Consider the following 17,411-nt stretch of genomic DNA (forward strand, 5'->3'; position numbering starts at 1 on the left):
AACCGGTCTGCGCTTCGCTATCCGCGAAGGTGGCCGTACCGTCGGCTCGGGTGTGGTTGCCACCATCCTCGAGTAAAGTCTGAAAGACCACAGGGGCATAGCTCAATTGGCAGAGCGTCGGTCTCCAAAACCGAAGGTTGGGGGTTCGAGACCCTCTGCCCCTGCCAGCAGTCACTGACCTGACGCTGGTATAGTGGTCAAAGCAAGCCCGCGGGATTTGGTCCCGGCGGGCTTTGCTGCTGTTGGGTCAATTCATTCCGTATGCGTGCCGAGTCCGCTCAGGCGGGCTTGAAAGTTAGTTCAATGTCGAATCCTCAAGTCGAAACAGTCACCACCAGCGCCGACAAGGCCAAGCTGGCGGGTGCTGTGCTGCTGCTGATTGGTGGTCTGGTGGCGTTCTATGCGCTGGCCAAGCAAGGCCCGATCGCGCAGTGGGCGGCGCTGCTTGTGCTGCTGGCGGCCGCTGCGGGCGCTTTCTTTACCTCCGAGTCCGGCAAGTCGCTGGTGGCCTACGGTCGCGACTCCCTGCGCGAAGTGCGCAAGGTGGTGTGGCCCACACGCAAGGAAGCGACCCAGATGACCGGCTATGTGTTCGCCTTCGTGGTGGTCATGGCCTTGTTCCTCTGGCTGACCGACAAGACGCTGGAATGGGTCCTGATCGACCTGATTCTGGGCTGGAAGCGCTAAAGGATTCCCGATGAGCGAAGAACTGAACGTCGTTGCGAATGAAGCGGTAGTGCCCGCTGGCCTGCCCAAGCGCTGGTATGTGGTGCACGCCTATTCGGGCATGGAAAAGGCCGTCGAGCGCAATCTGCGCGAGCGCATCGATCGCGCCGGCATGCAGGACAAGTTTGGCCGCATCCTGGTTCCGACCGAAGAGGTCGTGGAGCTGAAGAACGGCAAGAAGGCGGTCACTGAGCGGCGCTTCTTCCCCGGCTATGTGCTGGTGGAGATGGTGATGGAAGACGATACCTGGCATTTGGTCAAGCACACCTCCAAGGTGACCGGTTTTGTGGGTGGCGCGAAGAATCGCCCGGCCCCGATCTCGGAAGCCGAGGTGATGAAGATCGTCAACCAGATGCAAGAAGGCATCGAGAAGCCCCGGCCCAAGGTCGAGTGGACGGTGGGCGAGATCGTGCGCGTCAAGGAAGGCCCGTTCACGGACTTCAACGGTGCTATCGAGGAAGTCAATTACGACAAATCCAAGGTGCGCGTCTCGGTCACGATCTTCGGACGTGCCACGCCGGTGGAACTGGACTTCGCGCAGGTCGAGAAGGTTTAAGAGCCTGGTGAGGCTCGCTCGCTGCGCAAGCGGTGGGCATCTCACTCGTAGTCAGTCCGCAACGAGATGCGGACAAGAGGAGCAAGGGTACGGGGCGTGAGCCTCTAGCCCCTTGCGCTAGCACTCAGGCGTTGCGGCGAGGCCGCCGTGGCGCTGTCAGGAGAAATCATGGCCAAGAAAATTGTCGGCTTTATCAAGCTGCAAATTCCGGCTGGCAAGGCAAATCCTTCGCCTCCGGTCGGTCCCGCGCTGGGTCAGCGTGGTCTGAACATCATGGAATTCTGCAAGGCGTTCAACGCCCAGACGCAGAGCTATGAGCCGGGCCTGAAGCTGCCGGTGGTGATCACCGCCTTCGCGGACAAGAGCTTCACCTTCGTGATCAAGTCGCCCCCGGCGACCGTGCTGATCAAGAAGGCTGCCAAGATCGAAAAGGGCTCGCAGCGCCCCCATCTGGACAAGGTCGGCAAGCTGACCCGCGCCCAGCTGGAAGAGATCGCCAAGACCAAGCAGAAGGATCTGACGGCCGCCGACATGGACGCCGCCGTTCGCACCATCGCTGGTTCCGCCCGTTCGATGGGCATCATCGTGGAGGGTGTGTGACATGGCTAAGCTGACCAAGAAGCAAAAAGCTCTGCAAGGCAAGGTCGAGACCACCAAGCTGTACCCCCTGACCGACGCCCTGGGCCTGGTCAAGGAACTGGCTACCGCCAAGTTTGACGAATCCATCGACGTGGCCGTGCAACTGGGCATCGATGCCAAGAAGTCGGACCAAGTGGTGCGTGGCGCCGTCGTGATGCCTCACGGCACCGGCAAGACCAAGCGCGTGGCCGTGTTCGCCCAAGGCGCCAAGGCTGAAGAAGCCAAGGCCGCCGGCGCCGACGTGGTTGGCATGGAAGACCTGGCCGAGCGCGTCAAGGCTGGCGACATGCCTTTCGACGTGGTGATCGCCTCGCCCGACACGATGCGTATCGTCGGTACCCTGGGTCAGATCCTGGGCCCGCGCGGCCTGATGCCTAACCCCAAGGTTGGCACCGTGACCCCGGACGTCGCTACCGCCGTCAAGAACGCCAAGGCTGGCCAAGTCCAGTTCCGCGTTGACAAGGCCGGCATCATCCACGGCACCATCGGCCGTCGTTCGTTCGACACCGACAAGCTGGAAGGCAATCTGCGCGCGCTGATCGAGGCCCTGAACAAGGCCAAGCCGGCGTCGAGCAAGGGTGTCTACCTGCGCAAGGTCGCCGTGTCGTCCACCATGGGCGTCGGTGCTCGCGTGGACATCGCTTCGATCAACGCTCAGGCTTCGGCCTAAGCGATTCAGATGAGGCACGGCGCTAGTCTGGCGCCGTGCTGATGAATTGGTGGGGCGCTGCTGGTTTCGGCCGGTGGCGCGTCATCCAAGACCGCTGGAGATGCGCCCCTGAGGTACTGGGGGCAAGGCTTAATCGGAAGCTCAGCTTCCGTCCAGCGCAGATGGCGGTCCCGCTGTAAGGAATGTTTCCTGACAGAAGGTCGCTGAATCCCGGTGTGTCGGAGGCCGCGAGGCCAAAGACACGTTTTTGTGAGGAGTAGACCTTGAGTCTCAATCGCAACGAGAAGGCAACCGTCGTCTCCGAAGTGGCAGCGCAAGCCGCCAAGTCGCAGACGCTGGCGCTGGCCGAGTACCGTGGCCTCACCGTTGAAGCCTTGAACAAGCTGCGCGTCACCGCGCGTGCCCAAGGTGTGTATCTTCACGTGCTGAAGAACACCCTGGCACGTCGTGCTGTCGCCGGCACTTCGTTCGAAGCTGCTTCGGAGAGCATGGTCGGCCCGCTGATCTACGGTTTTTCCGAGGACGCGGTCGCTGCCGCGAAGGTCATCGCTGACTTCGCCAAGACCAACGACAAGCTCGTCATCAAGGGCGGCGCTTATAGCGGCAAGGCTCTGGACGTCAACGGCATCAAGGCCCTGGCATCCATCCCCAGCAAGGAAGTGCTGCTGTCCCAAGTGGCTGGCCTGCTCATGTCGCCGGTGCAACGCACCGCCGCCGTGCTGGCTGCCCTGGCTCAGCAAAAGGGCGGCGGCGCTACTGCCGAAGCCCCGGCCGAAGCTGCTGCTTAAGACGCTACGTCCCCTGCAATCTATCTGTTATTAGGAAACTATCATGGCATTCGATAAAGACGCATTCCTGGCCGCTCTGGACAGCATGACCGTTCTGGAACTGAACGATCTGGTCAAGGCAATTGAAGAGAAGTTCGGCGTGTCCGCCGCTTCGATGGCTGCTCCCGCCGCTGGCGGCGCTGCCGGCGGTGGCGCTGCTGCTGCTGAAGAGAAGACCGAGTTCAACGTCGTGCTGCTGGAAGCCGGCGCGAACAAGGTTGGCGTGATCAAGGCCGTGCGCGAAATCACCGGCCTGGGTCTGAAGGAAGCCAAGGACCTGGTCGACGGCGCTCCCAAGGCTGTCAAGGAAGCTGTGGCCAAGGCCGACGCCGAAGCCGCCAAGAAGAAGCTGGAAGAAGCCGGCGCCAAGGTCGAACTCAAGTAAGACCTTGGGGAGCGGGGTGGCGCAAGCCGCCCGGCTCCACTGCGCTAAAGGGGTGGTCCTGCGGGCCTCCCCTTTAGTCGTTTCAAGGGTAAACACTCTTGAGGACAGCTGAAAGGATCGCGTGCGGTATGATGCGCGGTTCTTTCAAGTGTTCTCTGATCCGACTGCAGAGAGCCGGTTTGGTCGGGCCTTGGTGCAATGCCAGGGTTGTCCGCCAGCGGTTGGTAGTGGCCAACCACCAAGCATCGAGCGCAATACTCGAGAAGCCAGTCGCCGACGAAGCCCGTCCCACGGCCAGGGGTGGGCTCTCGACACGGAGTGTTTATGGCGCAAGCAACCCCCTATAGCTATACCGAGCGCAAGCGAATCCGCAAGAGCTTCGGCAAGCGTGAGAGCGTTCTCAACGTTCCCTATTTGCTCACCATGCAGAAGGACTCGTACGTCGCCTTCCTGCAAAAAGACGTCCCCCCTGCCAAGCGCAAGCCCGAAGGCCTGCAAGCAGCGTTCCTTTCCGCGTTCCCGATTGTTTCGCACAACGGTTTCGTGGAAATGAAGTTCCTCGAATTCAACATCGCCAAGCCCCCGTTCGACACCCGTGAGTGCCAGCAGCGCGGCTTGACCTATGCAGCGGCCGTGCGCGCCAAGCTGCAGATGATCATTTACGACCGTGAGAGCCCGCAGGCCAAGACGGTCAAGGAAATCAAGGAACAAGAGGTCTACATGGGCGAAGTGCCCCTGATGACCGATTACGGTTCCTTCATCGTCAATGGCACCGAGCGTGTCATCGTCAGCCAGCTGCACCGCTCGCCCGGCGTGTTCTTCGAGCACGACAAGGGCAAGACCCACTCGTCCGGCAAGCTGCTGTTCTCGGCCCGCATCATTCCCTACCGCGGCTCCTGGCTGGACTATGAGTTCGACCCGAAGGACATTCTGTACTTCCGCGTCGACCGTCGCCGCAAGATGCCGGTCACCATCCTGCTCAAGGCCATTGGCCTGAACCCCGAGCAGATCCTGGCCCACTTCTTCGTGTTCGACAATTTCCGTCTGATGGACTCCGGTGCCCAGATGGAGTTCGTGGCCGACCGCCTGAAGGGCGAAGTGGCCCGCTTTGACATCACCGACAAGAGCGGTGCCGTCATCGTCGAGAAGGACAAGCGCATCACCGCCCGCCACGTGCGCCAGCTGGAGCAATCCGGCACGCAGCATGTGACCGTGCCCGAAGACTTCCTGCTCGGCCGCGTGCTGGCCAAGAACATGGTCGACGGCGACACCGGTGAGATCATCGCCAAGGCCAACGAAGAGCTGACCGAAGCGCTGCTGAAGAAGCTGCGCAGCGCCGGCATCAAGGAAATCCAGGCGCTCTACACGAACGAGCTGGACGAGGGTGCCTACATCAGCCAGACCCTGGCCTCGGACGAGACCGACAGTCAGCTGGCCGCACGCGTCGCGATCTATCGCATGATGCGCCCCGGCGAGCCGCCGACGGAAGACGCGGTGGAAGCGCTGTTCAACCGCCTGTTCTACAGCGAAGACACCTACGACCTCTCGCGCGTGGGCCGCATGAAGTTCAACGCCCGTGTGGGCCGCGACACGCCGGAAGGCGCCATGACCTTGTCGAACGAGGACATCCTCGACGTCGTCAAGATCCTGGTGGAGCTGCGCAATGGCCGTGGCGAAGTCGATGACATCGACCACCTGGGCAACCGCCGCGTGCGTTGCGTGGGCGAACTGGCCGAGAACCAGTACCGCTCGGGCCTGGCGCGTATCGAGAAGGCCGTCAAGGAGCGTCTGGGCCAGGCCGAGACCGAAGCCCTGATGCCGCACGACCTGATCAACTCCAAGCCGATCTCTGCGGCCCTGAAGGAGTTCTTCGGTGCCTCGCAGCTGTCGCAGTTCATGGACCAGACCAACCCCCTGTCGGAAATCACGCACAAGCGTCGCGTTTCCGCCCTGGGCCCGGGTGGTCTGACCCGTGAGCGCGCCGGCTTTGAAGTCCGCGACGTGCACCCCACCCATTACGGCCGCGTCTGCCCGATCGAAACGCCGGAAGGCCCGAACATCGGTCTGATCAACTCGCTGGCGCTGTTCGCTCAGCTCAACGAGTACGGCTTCCTGGAAACGCCTTACCGTCGCGTCGTCGATGGCAAGGTGACGACCCAGATCGACTACCTCTCGGCCATCGAAGAAGGCAAGTACGTGATCGCCCAGGCGAACGCGACGCTGAACGCCGCTGGCGAGCTGACCGACGAGCTGGTGTCTGCGCGTGAAAACGGCGAATCGGTGCTGACCTCGCCCGAGCGCATCCAGTACATGGACGTGGCGCCGACGCAGATCGTCTCGGTGGCTGCCTCGCTCGTGCCCTTCCTGGAGCACGACGATGCGAACCGCGCATTGATGGGCGCCAACATGCAGCGTCAGGCCGTGCCGGTGCTGCGTCCCGAAAAGGCCCTGGTCGGTACGGGCGTCGAGCGCGTCGCCGCCAAGGACTCGGGCACCGTGGTGGCCGCACGCCGCGGCGGTATCGTCGACTACGTGGACACGAACCGCATCGTGATTCGCGTGAACGACGATGAGACCGTGGCTGGCGAAGTCGGTGTCGACATCTACAACCTGATCAAGTACCAGCGTTCCAACCAGAACACCAACATCCATCAGCGCCCGATCGTGCGCCGTGGCGACAAGGTGGCTGCGGAGGACATCATTGCTGACGGTGCATCGACGGACATCGGCGAGCTGGCCCTGGGCCAGAACATGCTGGTCGCCTTCATGCCCTGGAACGGCTACAACTTCGAAGACTCGATCCTGATCTCCGAACGCGTGGTGGCCGAAGACCGCTACACCTCGATCCACATCGAGGAGCTGGTGGTGATGGCCCGTGACACCAAGCTGGGCAGCGAAGAAATCACCCGCGACATCCCGAACCTGAGCGAGCAGCAACTGGCCCGCCTGGACGAATCGGGCATCGTCTACATCGGCGCCGAGGTGAACCCTGGCGACGTGCTGGTGGGCAAGGTCACGCCCAAGGGCGAGACCACGCTGACGCCGGAAGAGAAGCTGCTGCGCGCCATCTTCGGCGAGAAGGCTTCCGACGTGAAGGACACCTCGCTGCGCGTGGATCAGGGCACCAACGGTACCGTGATCGATGTGCAGGTCTTCACCCGCGAAGGCATCCAGCGCGACAAGCGCGCCCAGCAGATCATCGACGACGAGCTGAAGCGCTTCCGCCTGGACCTGAACGACCAGCTGCGCATCGTCGAGGCCGACGCCTTCGACCGTATCGAGAAGCTGCTGAACGGCCGCGTGGCCAACGGCGGTCCGCAGAAGATCGCCAAGGGCACGGTCATCGACAAGGCCTATCTGGCCGGCGTTGAGAAGTTCCATTGGTTCGACATCCGTCCGGCCGAGGACGAGGTCGCCAACCAGCTGGAATCGATCAAGAACTCGCTGGAGCAGACCCGCCACAGCTTCGACCTGGCGTTTGAAGAAAAGCGCAAGAAGCTGACGCAGGGCGACGAGCTGCCGGCCGGCGTGCTGAAGATGGTCAAGGTCTACCTGGCCGTGAAGCGCCGCCTGCAGCCTGGCGACAAGATGGCCGGCCGTCACGGCAACAAGGGTGTGGTGTCCAAGATCACCCCGATCGAAGATATGCCCTATATGGCCGACGGCACGCCCGCCGACATCGTGCTGAATCCGCTGGGCGTGCCCTCGCGGATGAACGTGGGTCAGGTGCTGGAAGTCCACCTGGGCTGGGCCGGCAAGGGCATCGGCCTGCGCATCGGCGACATGCTGCAGCAACACTCGGCCGTGGCCGAGCTGCGCAAGTTCTTTGACGAGCTGTACAACCAGAGCGGCGGCAAGGCCGAGAGCCTGGACGAGCTGAGCGACAAGGAAATCGTCGAAATGGCGCAGAACCTGTCGAACGGCGTGCCCTTCGCGACGCCGGTGTTCGACGGTGCCAAGGAAGAAGAAATCCGCGGCATGCTGAAGCTGGCCTACCCGGACGACATCGCGGCGAAGAAGGGCCTGACCCCGACGCGCACGCAGGCCTTCCTGTACGACGGCCGCACCGGCGAGCAGTTCGAGCGCCCGACCACCATCGGCTACATGCACGTGCTGAAGCTGCACCACTTGGTGGACGACAAGATGCACGCCCGTTCGACCGGCCCGTACTCGCTCGTCACGCAGCAGCCGCTGGGTGGTAAGGCGCAGTTCGGTGGCCAGCGCTTCGGTGAGATGGAAGTGTGGGCCCTGGAAGCCTATGGCGCGTCCTACGTGCTGCAGGAAATGCTGACCGTCAAGTCCGACGACGTGAACGGCCGTACCAAGGTCTACGAGAACATCGTCAAGGGTGAGCACGCGATCGATGCCGGCATGCCGGAGTCGTTCAACGTGCTGGTGAAGGAAATTCGTTCGCTCGGCATCGACATCGAGCTCGAGCGCAACTAAGCATAGGAACAGGAGAAACACATGAAAGGTTTGCTGGACCTGTTCAAGCAATTCACGCCCGACGAGCACTTCGACGCGATCAAGATCGGGCTGGCCTCGCCCGAGAAGATCCGTTCGTGGTCCTTCGGTGAGGTGAAGAAGCCCGAGACCATCAACTACCGGACTTTCAAGCCCGAGCGTGATGGCCTGTTCTGCGCCAAGATCTTCGGCCCGATCAAGGACTACGAGTGCCTGTGCGGCAAGTACAAGCGCCTGAAGCACCGCGGCGTGATCTGCGAGAAATGCGGCGTTGAAGTCACCCAGACCAAGGTGCGTCGCGACCGCATGGGTCACATCGACCTGGCCGCGCCCTGCGCTCACATCTGGTTCCTGAAGTCGCTGCCCTCGCGTCTGGGCCTGGTGCTCGACATGACGCTGCGCGACATCGAGCGCGTGCTGTACTTCGAAGCCTATGTGGTCGTCGACCCCGGCATGACCCCGCTGAAGAAGTTCAGCATCATGAGCGAGGACGACTACGACGCCAAGCGCGTCGAGTACGGTGACGAGTTCATCGCGCTGATGGGTGCGGAAGGCGTCAAGAAGTTGCTGGAAGACATGGATCTCGACGTCGAGATCGACAAGCTCCGCAACGACATGACCGGCTCCGAGCTCAAGGTCAAGAAGAACTCCAAGCGCCTGAAGGTCATGGAAGCCTTCAAGAAGTCCGGCATCAAGCCGAACTGGATGGTGCTGGACGTGCTGCCCGTGCTGCCGCCGGACCTGCGTCCGCTGGTGCCGCTGGACGGCGGCCGCTTCGCGACCTCGGATCTGAACGATCTGTATCGCCGCGTCATCAACCGCAACAACCGCCTGGCCCGTCTGCTCGAGCTGAAGGCCCCTGAGATCATCGTGCGCAACGAAAAGCGCATGCTGCAGGAAGCCGTGGACTCGCTGCTGGACAACGGCCGTCGTGGCAAGGCCATGACCGGCGCGAACAAGCGTGCCCTCAAGTCGCTAGCCGACATGATCAAGGGCAAGAGCGGTCGCTTCCGTCAGAACTTGCTGGGCAAGCGCGTCGACTATTCCGGTCGTTCGGTGATTACCGTGGGCCCGACGCTGAAGCTGCATCAGTGCGGTCTGCCCAAGCTGATGGCGCTGGAGCTGTTCAAGCCCTTCATCTTCTCGCGCCTGGAGGCGATGGGTATCGCCACCACCATCAAGGCCGCGAAGAAGGAAGTCGAATCCGGCACGCCGGTGGTCTGGGACATCCTGGAAGAGGTCATCAAGGAGCATCCGGTTCTGCTGAACCGCGCGCCGACGCTGCACCGTCTGGGCATCCAGGCGTTCGAGCCGGTGCTGATCGAAGGCAAGGCCATCCAGCTGCATCCGCTGGTCTGCGCGGCCTTCAACGCCGACTTCGACGGTGACCAGATGGCCGTCCACGTGCCACTGTCGATCGAAGCACAGATGGAAGCCCGCACGCTGATGCTGGCCTCCAACAACGTGCTGTTCCCGGCGTCGGGCGAGCCCTCCATCGTGCCGTCGCAAGACGTGGTGCTGGGCCTGTACTACGCCACCCGCGATCGCATCAACGCCAAGGGCGAAGGCCTGGTGTTCTCCGACGTCAGCGAAATGCTGCGCGCGCTGGAGAACGGCGTGGTCGAGATCACCGCCAAGATCGCCGTGCGCCTGACCGAGTACAGCAAGGGTGCGGACGGTGAATGGGTGCCCGAGACCAAGCTGGTGGACACCACCGTCGGTCGTGCCCTGTTGAGCGAGATCCTGCCCAAGGGCCTGCCGTTCTCGAACATCAACAAGGCGTTGAAGAAGAAGGAAATCTCGCGCCTGATCAACACCTCGTTCCGCAAGTGCGGCCTGAAGGAAACCGTGGTGCTGGCAGACAAGCTGCTGCAATCCGGTTTCAAGCTGGCCACGCGTGCGGGCATCTCCATCGCCATCGACGACATGTTGGTGCCCAAGGAGAAGGTGCAGCTGATCGAGCGTGCCGAAAAGGAAGTCAAGGAAATCGAGCAGCAGTACGTCTCGGGCCTGGTGACCGCCGGCGAGCGCTACAACAAGGTGGTGGACATCTGGGGCAAGACCGGCGACGAAGTCGGTAAGGTCATGATGACCCAGCTGTCCAAGCAGAAGACCATCGACCGCAACGGCAAGGAAGTGGATCAGGAGTCCTTCAACTCCATCTACATGATGGCCGACTCGGGTGCCCGCGGTTCTGCGGCCCAGATTCGCCAGTTGGCTGGTATGCGGGGCCTGATGGCCAAGCCGGATGGCTCGATCATCGAGACGCCGATCACGGCGAACTTCCGCGAAGGCCTGAACGTGTTGCAGTACTTCATCTCCACCCACGGTGCTCGTAAGGGCCTGGCGGATACGGCGTTGAAGACCGCGAACTCGGGCTACCTGACGCGTCGTCTGGTGGACGTGACCCAGGATCTGGTCGTGACGGAAGCCGATTGCGGCACCGACAACGGCATCGCGATGCGCGCCCTGGTCGAGGGTGGTGAAGTGATCGAATCGCTGCGCGACCGCATCCTCGGCCGCGTGGCAGCCATCGATGTGCTGCACCCGGAGACGCAAGGCCTGCTGCTGCCGGCCGGTCATATGCTGGACGAAGACAACCTGGACATGCTGGAACAAGCCGGCGTGGACGAGGTGAAGGTCCGCACGCCGCTGACCTGCGCCACGCGCTTCGGCCTCTGCGCCAAGTGCTATGGCCGCGATCTGGGCCGCGGCGGCCTGGTCAACACCGGCGAGGCCGTGGGCGTGATTGCCGCACAGTCGATCGGTGAGCCGGGTACCCAGCTGACCATGCGTACCTTCCACATCGGTGGTGCGGCTTCGCGTGCAGCGGTGGCCTCCAGTGTCGAAGCCAAGTCGGACGGCATCATCGGCTTCAATGCCACGATGCGCTACGTCACCAACGGCAAGGGCGAACTGGTGGTGATTTCGCGTTCCGGCGAAATCATCATCAGCGACCAGCATGGCCGCGAGCGCGAGCGCCACAAGGTGCCGTACGGCGCGATCCTCAACATCAAGGCCGACCAGACCATCAAGGCTGGCCTGATCTTGGCGAACTGGGATCCGCTGACCCGACCCATCATCACGGAATTCGCCGGTCAGGCGAAGTTCGAGAATGTGGAAGAGGGCGTCACCGTGGCCAAGCAGGTCGACGAGGTGACCGGTCTGTCCACGCTGGTGGTGATCGATCCGAAGCGTCGTGGCGCCGCCAAGGTGGTGCGTCCGCAGGTCAAGCTGCTGGACGCCAATGGCAACGAGGTGAAGATCCCCGGCACCGACCACTCGGTGACGATCGGCTTCCAGGTCGGCTCGCTGATCCAGATCCGCGACGGCCAAGACCTCGCGCCTGGTGAAGTGCTGGCGCGTATCCCGGTGGAAGGCCAGAAGACTCGAGACATTACCGGCGGTCTGCCGCGTGTGGCCGAGCTTTTCGAAGCCCGCTCGCCCAAGGATGCCGGCGTGCTGGCCGAGCAGACCGGTACGGTCTCCTTCGGCAAGGAAACCAAGGGCAAGGTGCGCTTGGAGATCACCGATCCGGACGGCAACAAGCACGAAGAGCTGGTGCCCAAGGAAAAGAACATCCTGGTGCACGAAGGCCAGGTGGTCAACCGCGGTGAGCTGATTGTGGACGGCCCGGCCGATCCGCAAGACATCCTGCGCCTGCTGGGTATCGAAGAGCTGGCTCGCTACATCGTCGACGAAGTGCAGGACGTGTATCGCTTGCAGGGCGTGAAGATCAACGACAAGCACATCGAGGTGATCGTTCGCCAGATGCTGCGTCGCGTGCAGATCACGAACTCGGGCGACTCGAACTACATCGTCAACGAGCAGGTGGAACGCTCGGAGCTGCTGGACACCAACGACCGTCTGCGCAAGGAAGGCAAGATGATTGCCACCCATGCCGACGTGCTGCTGGGTATCACCAAGGCTTCGCTGTCGACCGACTCCTTCATCTCGGCGGCTTCCTTCCAGGAAACCACCCGCGTGCTGACCGAGGCTGCCATCATGGGCAAGCGCGACGAGCTGCGCGGCCTGAAGGAAAACGTCATCGTCGGCCGCCTGATCCCGGCCGGTACCGGCATGGCCTTCCACGATGCTCGCCGCGTCAAGGAAGAGATGGACGACGCCGAGCGCCGCGCCATCGCCATGCAGGAAGCCGAGGAAATGGCTGCAGCGCAGTTGGCCGCCGTGGACGACGCGAGCGATCGCAGCGCCGACTGATCAAGTCAGCGCGGGCTTTACGCCTAGAAGGGCTGCCGATTCGGCAGCCCTTTTTTCATGCCGGATCGGATTTCGGCGGCTTATGAGGCGGCGGGCGGCATCGCCAATTCGCCAAGCCACTGGTGATGGGTAACCCCTTTATGGCTGAGGATCAGGGCATAGCGTGTCGCGATCCAGTCGATGGGCGCAATGCTGTGCTCGGCGACGAATCCGGACTGGTAGAGCATCGTCATGTGAGGCGTACTGGACGCATCGGGCCGAAGTCCGAAACGGCGTAGTTCGAGTGCGAGCAACTGCCTCAGTCGTGCGATGCCAGCGGCGCTGCTGGCATCGCAGCGCAACACAAAGGCTTTGCTCGGCGGAAAGCTCATCGCGTGGTCGAAGACGATGGGCAGTGACGTGCAGCTGACGCGCGCCGCGGCAGCGCGGGCGGCGTCGATGGGCGCTTGAGGGATTAACTCCCGGAACTTTGCAACGGCGTGCAGCGTGATGTGCAAGCGCTCGGGTGGCAAACAAGCGCTAGTCAGTCCATGTCGGCCGCGCAGCGCAGCGGCCGCTCGAGCGATCTGCCGCGCATCCTCGGGCCGGGGAAAGAGGGCCAGGAACAATGTATAGCCTTCCGGCTCGCCGCGCCAGCTGTTGATGACTTCAGGCCGGAACAGCCCCGTCCTAGCAGGCTCAAGACCCGGCAAACTCAGTTGCTCGGCCATGGTGCGCGTGATGCTGACCATCCGGCTTACCTTTCACGGGCTGAATTCGAGCGGCGCCGTGCTGTCCGCCACGCTTGGCTGGCTCTTGAGCCAAGCCTGTGGCGTGAGGATGCTCAGACCGAAAGCGCGCGCACGCTTCGCCAGTGCGAGCACGGCGCGGTCGCGCGAAATCAGCCAGGCGCAATGCTGAGCAATCGCCAGATCGATGAACATTTGATCGTCCGGGTCGCGGCACATCAGGCGTACCGCGGGTGGCGAGGGCTCATGGACGGGCGAGCACCATTGCTCGAAGGCCGCCTCAATGCTTTGAATATCGGGCCGCCGGCTGGCCGCAATACCTCTCCCCAGCACATGCAGCAACTCGGCGCGCATCGGCGGACTGCCAACCCAGCGCAGGCTCCCGGCGCGCAGCGCCTGTGCCAGCGGCAGCACCGAGGGCTCGCCAAAAACCAGCCAATCCATCACAACCTGGGTGTCGATGACGGCTTTTGGGGGCATGGGCGAGCTTGACACGGTGGAATCTCTGGCAGGGCACAGGCTGGGAGCATAGCGTCCGCCGGGGCGGCCGGCACGCCACTTGTGCACGCGCCCGCTTGTGATCTACAATCGCGGGCTCTTCAATGGGCCTTGCTGCGCCTAGGCATCAGCGTCCGGAAAGTTTGCGCACAGCGTCATGCGGCTGCATGGTGTCGTGCGCTTTTGGCTTTTCGTCAGATGTTGCGTGGCAGGGTTGCTGGCCGTCGTGGTCAGTCCATCGAAGATTGTGACTTCAAACGGGAACAAGTTACTTATGCCAACCATCAATCAGCTCGTGCGCCACGGCCGTCAGGTCGAGGTCACGAAATCCAAGTCGCCGGCGATGCAGGACTGCCCGCAGCGCCGCGGCGTTTGCACCCGCGTGTACACCACGACCCCGAAGAAGCCGAACTCGGCGCTTCGTAAGGTTGCCAAGGTGCGCCTGACCAACGGTTTCGAGGTGATCTCGTACATCGGCGGTGAAGGCCACAACCTGCAAGAGCACAGCGTCGTGCTCGTGCGCGGCGGCCGTGTCAAGGACTTGCCTGGTGTGCGTTACCACATCGTGCGCGGTTCCTTGGACCTGCAGGGCGTGAAGGATCGCAAGCAATCGCGTTCCAAGTACGGCGCCAAGCGCCCGAAGAAGTAAGCATCAAGAGTTTGTCATGGCGCGGCACTAGCATCGTCTAGGCTGTCGTCGGATATTTAGCGGTTTGTGCTGGCTCAGTAGAGCGGTAGCAGCCGAGTAAGTGGATGACCCCTGATGTTGGTGGTCGTTCAACGGTGACGGGCTTAAGCCCCGAGCCAAACTGAAGCAAGAGGAAGAATCCCATGCCACGTCGTCGCGAAGTACCCAAGCGCGAGATCCTGCCTGATCCCAAGTTCGGCAATGTTGATCTGTCCAAGTTCATGAATGTTGTGATGGAGTCCGGCAAGAAGGCCGTCGCCGAACGCATCATTTATGGCGCCCTCGAGCAAATCGAGAAGAAGGTCGGCAAGGATCCGCTGGAAGTGTTCATCGTCGCCTTGAACAACGTGAAGCCCATGGTCGAAGTGAAGTCACGCCGCGTTGGCGGTGCGAACTACCAAGTTCCCGTGGAAGTTCGCCCCGTCCGCCGTATGGCTCTGGCCATGCGTTGGCTGAAGGAATCGGCCCGCAAGCGCGGCGAGAAGTCGATGGCACAGCGCCTCGCCAACGAGCTGCTGGAGGCCTCCGAAGGCCGCGGCGGCGCGATGAAGAAGCGTGACGAAGTGCACCGCATGGCAGAAGCCAACAAGGCCTTCTCGCACTTCCGCTTCTAAACTACACCGTTCCAGCCGCCTCGGGTTTTTACCAACCCGTTGGCGGCTCAATGCATTTGGAGTCACATCATGGCCCGCAAGACCCCCATCGAGCGCTACCGCAATATCGGTATCTCTGCGCACATCGATGCTGGCAAGACCACCACGACCGAACGTATCCTGTTTTACACGGGCGTGAACCACAAGATCGGTGAAGTGCACGACGGCGCTGCCACCATGGACTGGATGGAGCAAGAGCAGGAGCGTGGTATCACCATCACGTCGGCTGCGACCACCTGCTTCTGGAAGGGCATGGACATGTCCTATCCGGAGCATCGCTTCAACATCATCGACACCCCTGGGCACGTGGACTTCACGATTGAAGTCGAGCGTTCGATGCGCGTGCTGGACGGCGCTTGCATGGTCTATTGCGCCGTGGGTGGCGTGCAGCCCCAGTCGGAAACCGTCTGGCGCCAGGCCAACAAGTACAAGGTGCCTCGTCTGGCCTTCGTGAACAAGATGGACCGCACCGGCGCCAACTTCTTCAAGGTCTATGACCAGATGCGTCTGCGCCTGAAGGCCAATCCGGTGCCCGTCGTGATCCCCATCGGCGCTGAAGACAACTTCAAGGGCGTCGTCGACCTGATCAAGATGAAGGCGATCTACTGGGATGAGGCTTCCCAGGGCATGAAGTTCGACTACCGCGACATCCCTGCCGAGCTGCAGGCTGACGCGCAGAAGTGGCGCGACAACCTGGTTGAAGCGGCTGCCGAGTCGAGCGAAGACATGATGAACCAGTACCTGGAAACCGGTGAGCTCAGCGAAGCTGAAATCATGCAAGGTATCCGTGTGCGTACGCTGGCTGCTGAAATCCAGCCGATGTTCTGCGGCACCGCCTTCAAGAACAAGGGCGTGCAGCGCATGCTGGACGGCGTGATCGACTTCCTGCCCTCGCCGGTGGACGTGCCTCCCGTGCCCGGCACGGATGAAGACGACCAGCCGGCCTCGCGCGACGCTTCCGACGAAGCGAAGTTCTCGGCCTTGGCCTTCAAGCTGATGACCGACCCGTATGTCGGTCAGCTGACCTTCGTGCGCGTCTACTCGGGCGTGCTGAAGTCGGGCGACTCGGTCTACAACCCGATCCGTGCCAAGAAGGAGCGTATCGGCCGTATTCTGCAGATGCACGCCAACCAGCGCGAAGAAATCTCGGAAATTCTGGCCGGTGACATCGCTGCCTGCGTGGGCCTGAAGGACGTGACCACGGGCGAAACCCTGTGCGATCCCGAAGCCATCATCACGCTGGAAAAGATGGTGTTCCCCGAGCCGGTGATTTCGCAGGCCGTCGAGCCCAAGACCAAGGCCGACCAGGAAAAGATGGGTATCGCCCTGGGCCGTCTGGCCAAGGAAGATCCGTCCTTCCGTCTGCGTACCGACGAAGAGTCGGGCCAGACCATCATCTCGGGCATGGGCGAGCTGCACCTGGAAATCATTGTCGACCGCATGAAGCGCGAATTCGGCGTGGAAGCCAACGTCGGCAAGCCGCAAGTGGCCTATCGCGAAACCATTCGCAAGACCGCCACCGACGTGGAAGGCAAGTTCGTGCGTCAGTCGGGCGGTAAGGGCCAGTACGGCCACGTCGTGCTGACCGTCGAGCCGCAAGAGCCGGGCAAGGGCTTCGAGTTCGTCGATGCCATCAAGGGTGGTGTGGTGCCTCGCGAGTTCATTCCCGCGGTGGAAAAGGGTGTGATCGACAGCCTGCCGAACGGCGTGCTGGCGGGCTACCCCGTGGTGGACGTGAAGGTCACGCTGACCTTCGGTTCCTACCATGAAGTTGACTCGAACGAAAACGCCTTCAAGATGGCCGCTTCGATGGGCTTCAAGGACGGCTGCCGCAAGGCTTCGCCGGTGATCCTGGAGCCGATGATGGCCGTGGAAGTCGAGACGCCGGAAGACTACGCTGGTACGGTGATGGGCGATCTGTCCAGCCGTCGCGGCATGGTGCAGGGCATGGACGACATGGTCGGCGGCGGCAAGATCATCAAGGCCGAAGTGCCCCTGTCCGAAATGTTCGGCTACTCGACCACGCTGCGTTCTGCCACACAAGGCCGTGCGACGTACACGATGGAGTTCAAGCACTACGCCGAAGCTCCTAAGAACGTGGCCGACGCCATCATCACTGCCCGCGGCAAGTGATCCCAAGCCGGGGCGCATGCCCCGGCTGCTTGATTTCAAGAATCGTCTTCGCAGAGGCTCTCCCGGTTGCCAGTCGCCGGGGCATCAGGGCACTGCGGAAACGCTAAACCAACAGACTGGCGGATGCTCTTTTCTGGAGAATTGAAATGGCAAAAGGTAAATTCGAACGTACCAAGCCCCACGTGAACGTGGGCACGATTGGTCACGTTGACCACGGCAAGAC

Annotated in this window: 14 protein-coding genes, 1 tRNA gene and 1 pseudogene; 14 read left to right on the forward strand and 2 right to left on the reverse strand. The window is 62.2% G+C overall.

Translation table 11 applies throughout. The features are described from left to right. The 10 genes from AC3WQY_RS23960 to rpoC form a co-directional block, all read left to right on the forward strand. Nucleotides 1-76 (forward strand): EF-Tu C-terminal domain-related protein (locus AC3WQY_RS23960; RefSeq protein ID WP_492710707.1); only part of this gene is annotated, 76 nt, incomplete at its 5' end. 15 nt (nt 77-91) lie between these two features. After that, a tRNA-Trp gene (locus tag AC3WQY_RS23965) sits at nt 92-167 on the forward strand. 136 nt (nt 168-303) lie between these two features. Continuing rightward, nucleotides 304-687, forward strand: a complete 384-nt coding sequence (gene secE / locus AC3WQY_RS23970) for a preprotein translocase subunit SecE (RefSeq protein ID WP_285235082.1) — start codon at nt 304-306, stop codon at nt 685-687. Between the two features lie 10 nt (nt 688-697). Beyond that, the gene (gene nusG / locus AC3WQY_RS23975; RefSeq protein WP_492711108.1) at nt 698-1,282 is read left to right on the forward strand and encodes a transcription termination/antitermination protein NusG; all 585 of its coding nucleotides are present in this window, start codon (nt 698-700) and stop codon (nt 1,280-1,282) included. A gap of 168 nt (nt 1,283-1,450) precedes the next feature. After that, nucleotides 1,451-1,882: a 50S ribosomal protein L11 gene (gene rplK / locus AC3WQY_RS23980; RefSeq protein WP_058933584.1), complete on the forward strand. Its 432-nt coding sequence runs from the start codon at nt 1,451-1,453 to the stop codon at nt 1,880-1,882. A 1-nt stretch (nt 1,883) separates the two neighbouring features. Beyond that, on the forward strand, nt 1,884-2,591 hold the full coding sequence (gene rplA, locus AC3WQY_RS23985) for a 50S ribosomal protein L1 (RefSeq protein WP_285235084.1): 708 nt from the start codon (nt 1,884-1,886) through the stop codon (nt 2,589-2,591). A 263-nt stretch (nt 2,592-2,854) separates the two neighbouring features. Next, a complete protein-coding gene (gene rplJ / locus AC3WQY_RS23990; protein WP_285235085.1) occupies nt 2,855-3,379 on the forward strand; it encodes a 50S ribosomal protein L10 in 525 nt (174 codons plus the stop codon). Between the two features lie 43 nt (nt 3,380-3,422). After that, nucleotides 3,423-3,803, forward strand: coding sequence for a 50S ribosomal protein L7/L12 (rplL, locus tag AC3WQY_RS23995; protein WP_285235087.1), 381 nt, complete (start codon nt 3,423-3,425; stop codon nt 3,801-3,803). A gap of 324 nt (nt 3,804-4,127) precedes the next feature. Further along, complete coding sequence (gene rpoB / locus AC3WQY_RS24000; RefSeq protein ID WP_285235089.1) at nt 4,128-8,249, forward strand: DNA-directed RNA polymerase subunit beta; 4,122 nt, start codon at nt 4,128-4,130, stop codon at nt 8,247-8,249. Between the two features lie 21 nt (nt 8,250-8,270). Continuing rightward, nucleotides 8,271-12,488, forward strand: a complete 4,218-nt coding sequence (gene rpoC / locus AC3WQY_RS24005) for a DNA-directed RNA polymerase subunit beta' (RefSeq protein ID WP_285235091.1) — start codon at nt 8,271-8,273, stop codon at nt 12,486-12,488. A gap of 80 nt (nt 12,489-12,568) precedes the next feature. Here rpoC and AC3WQY_RS24010 read toward each other — a convergent pair whose 3' ends face one another. Both AC3WQY_RS24010 and AC3WQY_RS24015 read right to left on the reverse strand, forming a co-directional pair. Further along, nucleotides 12,569-13,219: a 2'-5' RNA ligase family protein gene (locus tag AC3WQY_RS24010; protein WP_492711111.1), complete on the reverse strand. Its 651-nt coding sequence runs from the start codon at nt 13,217-13,219 to the stop codon at nt 12,569-12,571. A gap of 12 nt (nt 13,220-13,231) precedes the next feature. Then, nucleotides 13,232-13,783 carry a PIN domain-containing protein gene (locus AC3WQY_RS24015; RefSeq protein ID WP_492711112.1) on the reverse strand — a complete coding sequence of 184 codons (552 nt, stop codon included), beginning with the start codon at nt 13,781-13,783 and terminating at the stop codon, nt 13,232-13,234. A 205-nt stretch (nt 13,784-13,988) separates the two neighbouring features. Here AC3WQY_RS24015 and rpsL point away from each other — a divergent pair, with 205 nt between their 5' ends. From rpsL to AC3WQY_RS24035, 4 genes and pseudogenes are all read left to right on the forward strand, one after another. Continuing rightward, entirely contained in the window at nt 13,989-14,363 is a 375-nt protein-coding gene (gene rpsL, locus AC3WQY_RS24020; RefSeq protein ID WP_285235097.1) for a 30S ribosomal protein S12, read from the forward strand. 182 nt (nt 14,364-14,545) lie between these two features. Then, entirely contained in the window at nt 14,546-15,016 is a 471-nt protein-coding gene (gene rpsG, locus AC3WQY_RS24025) for a 30S ribosomal protein S7 (protein WP_285235099.1), read from the forward strand. A 69-nt stretch (nt 15,017-15,085) separates the two neighbouring features. Further along, a complete protein-coding gene (gene fusA, locus AC3WQY_RS24030; RefSeq protein ID WP_285235100.1) occupies nt 15,086-17,188 on the forward strand; it encodes an elongation factor G in 2,103 nt (700 codons plus the stop codon). 146 nt (nt 17,189-17,334) lie between these two features. Further along, nucleotides 17,335-17,411 (forward strand): annotated as a pseudogene (locus AC3WQY_RS24035) (GTP-binding protein); the annotation flags it as partial.

The organism is Roseateles sp. FW301-B2 (assembly GCF_058788955.1).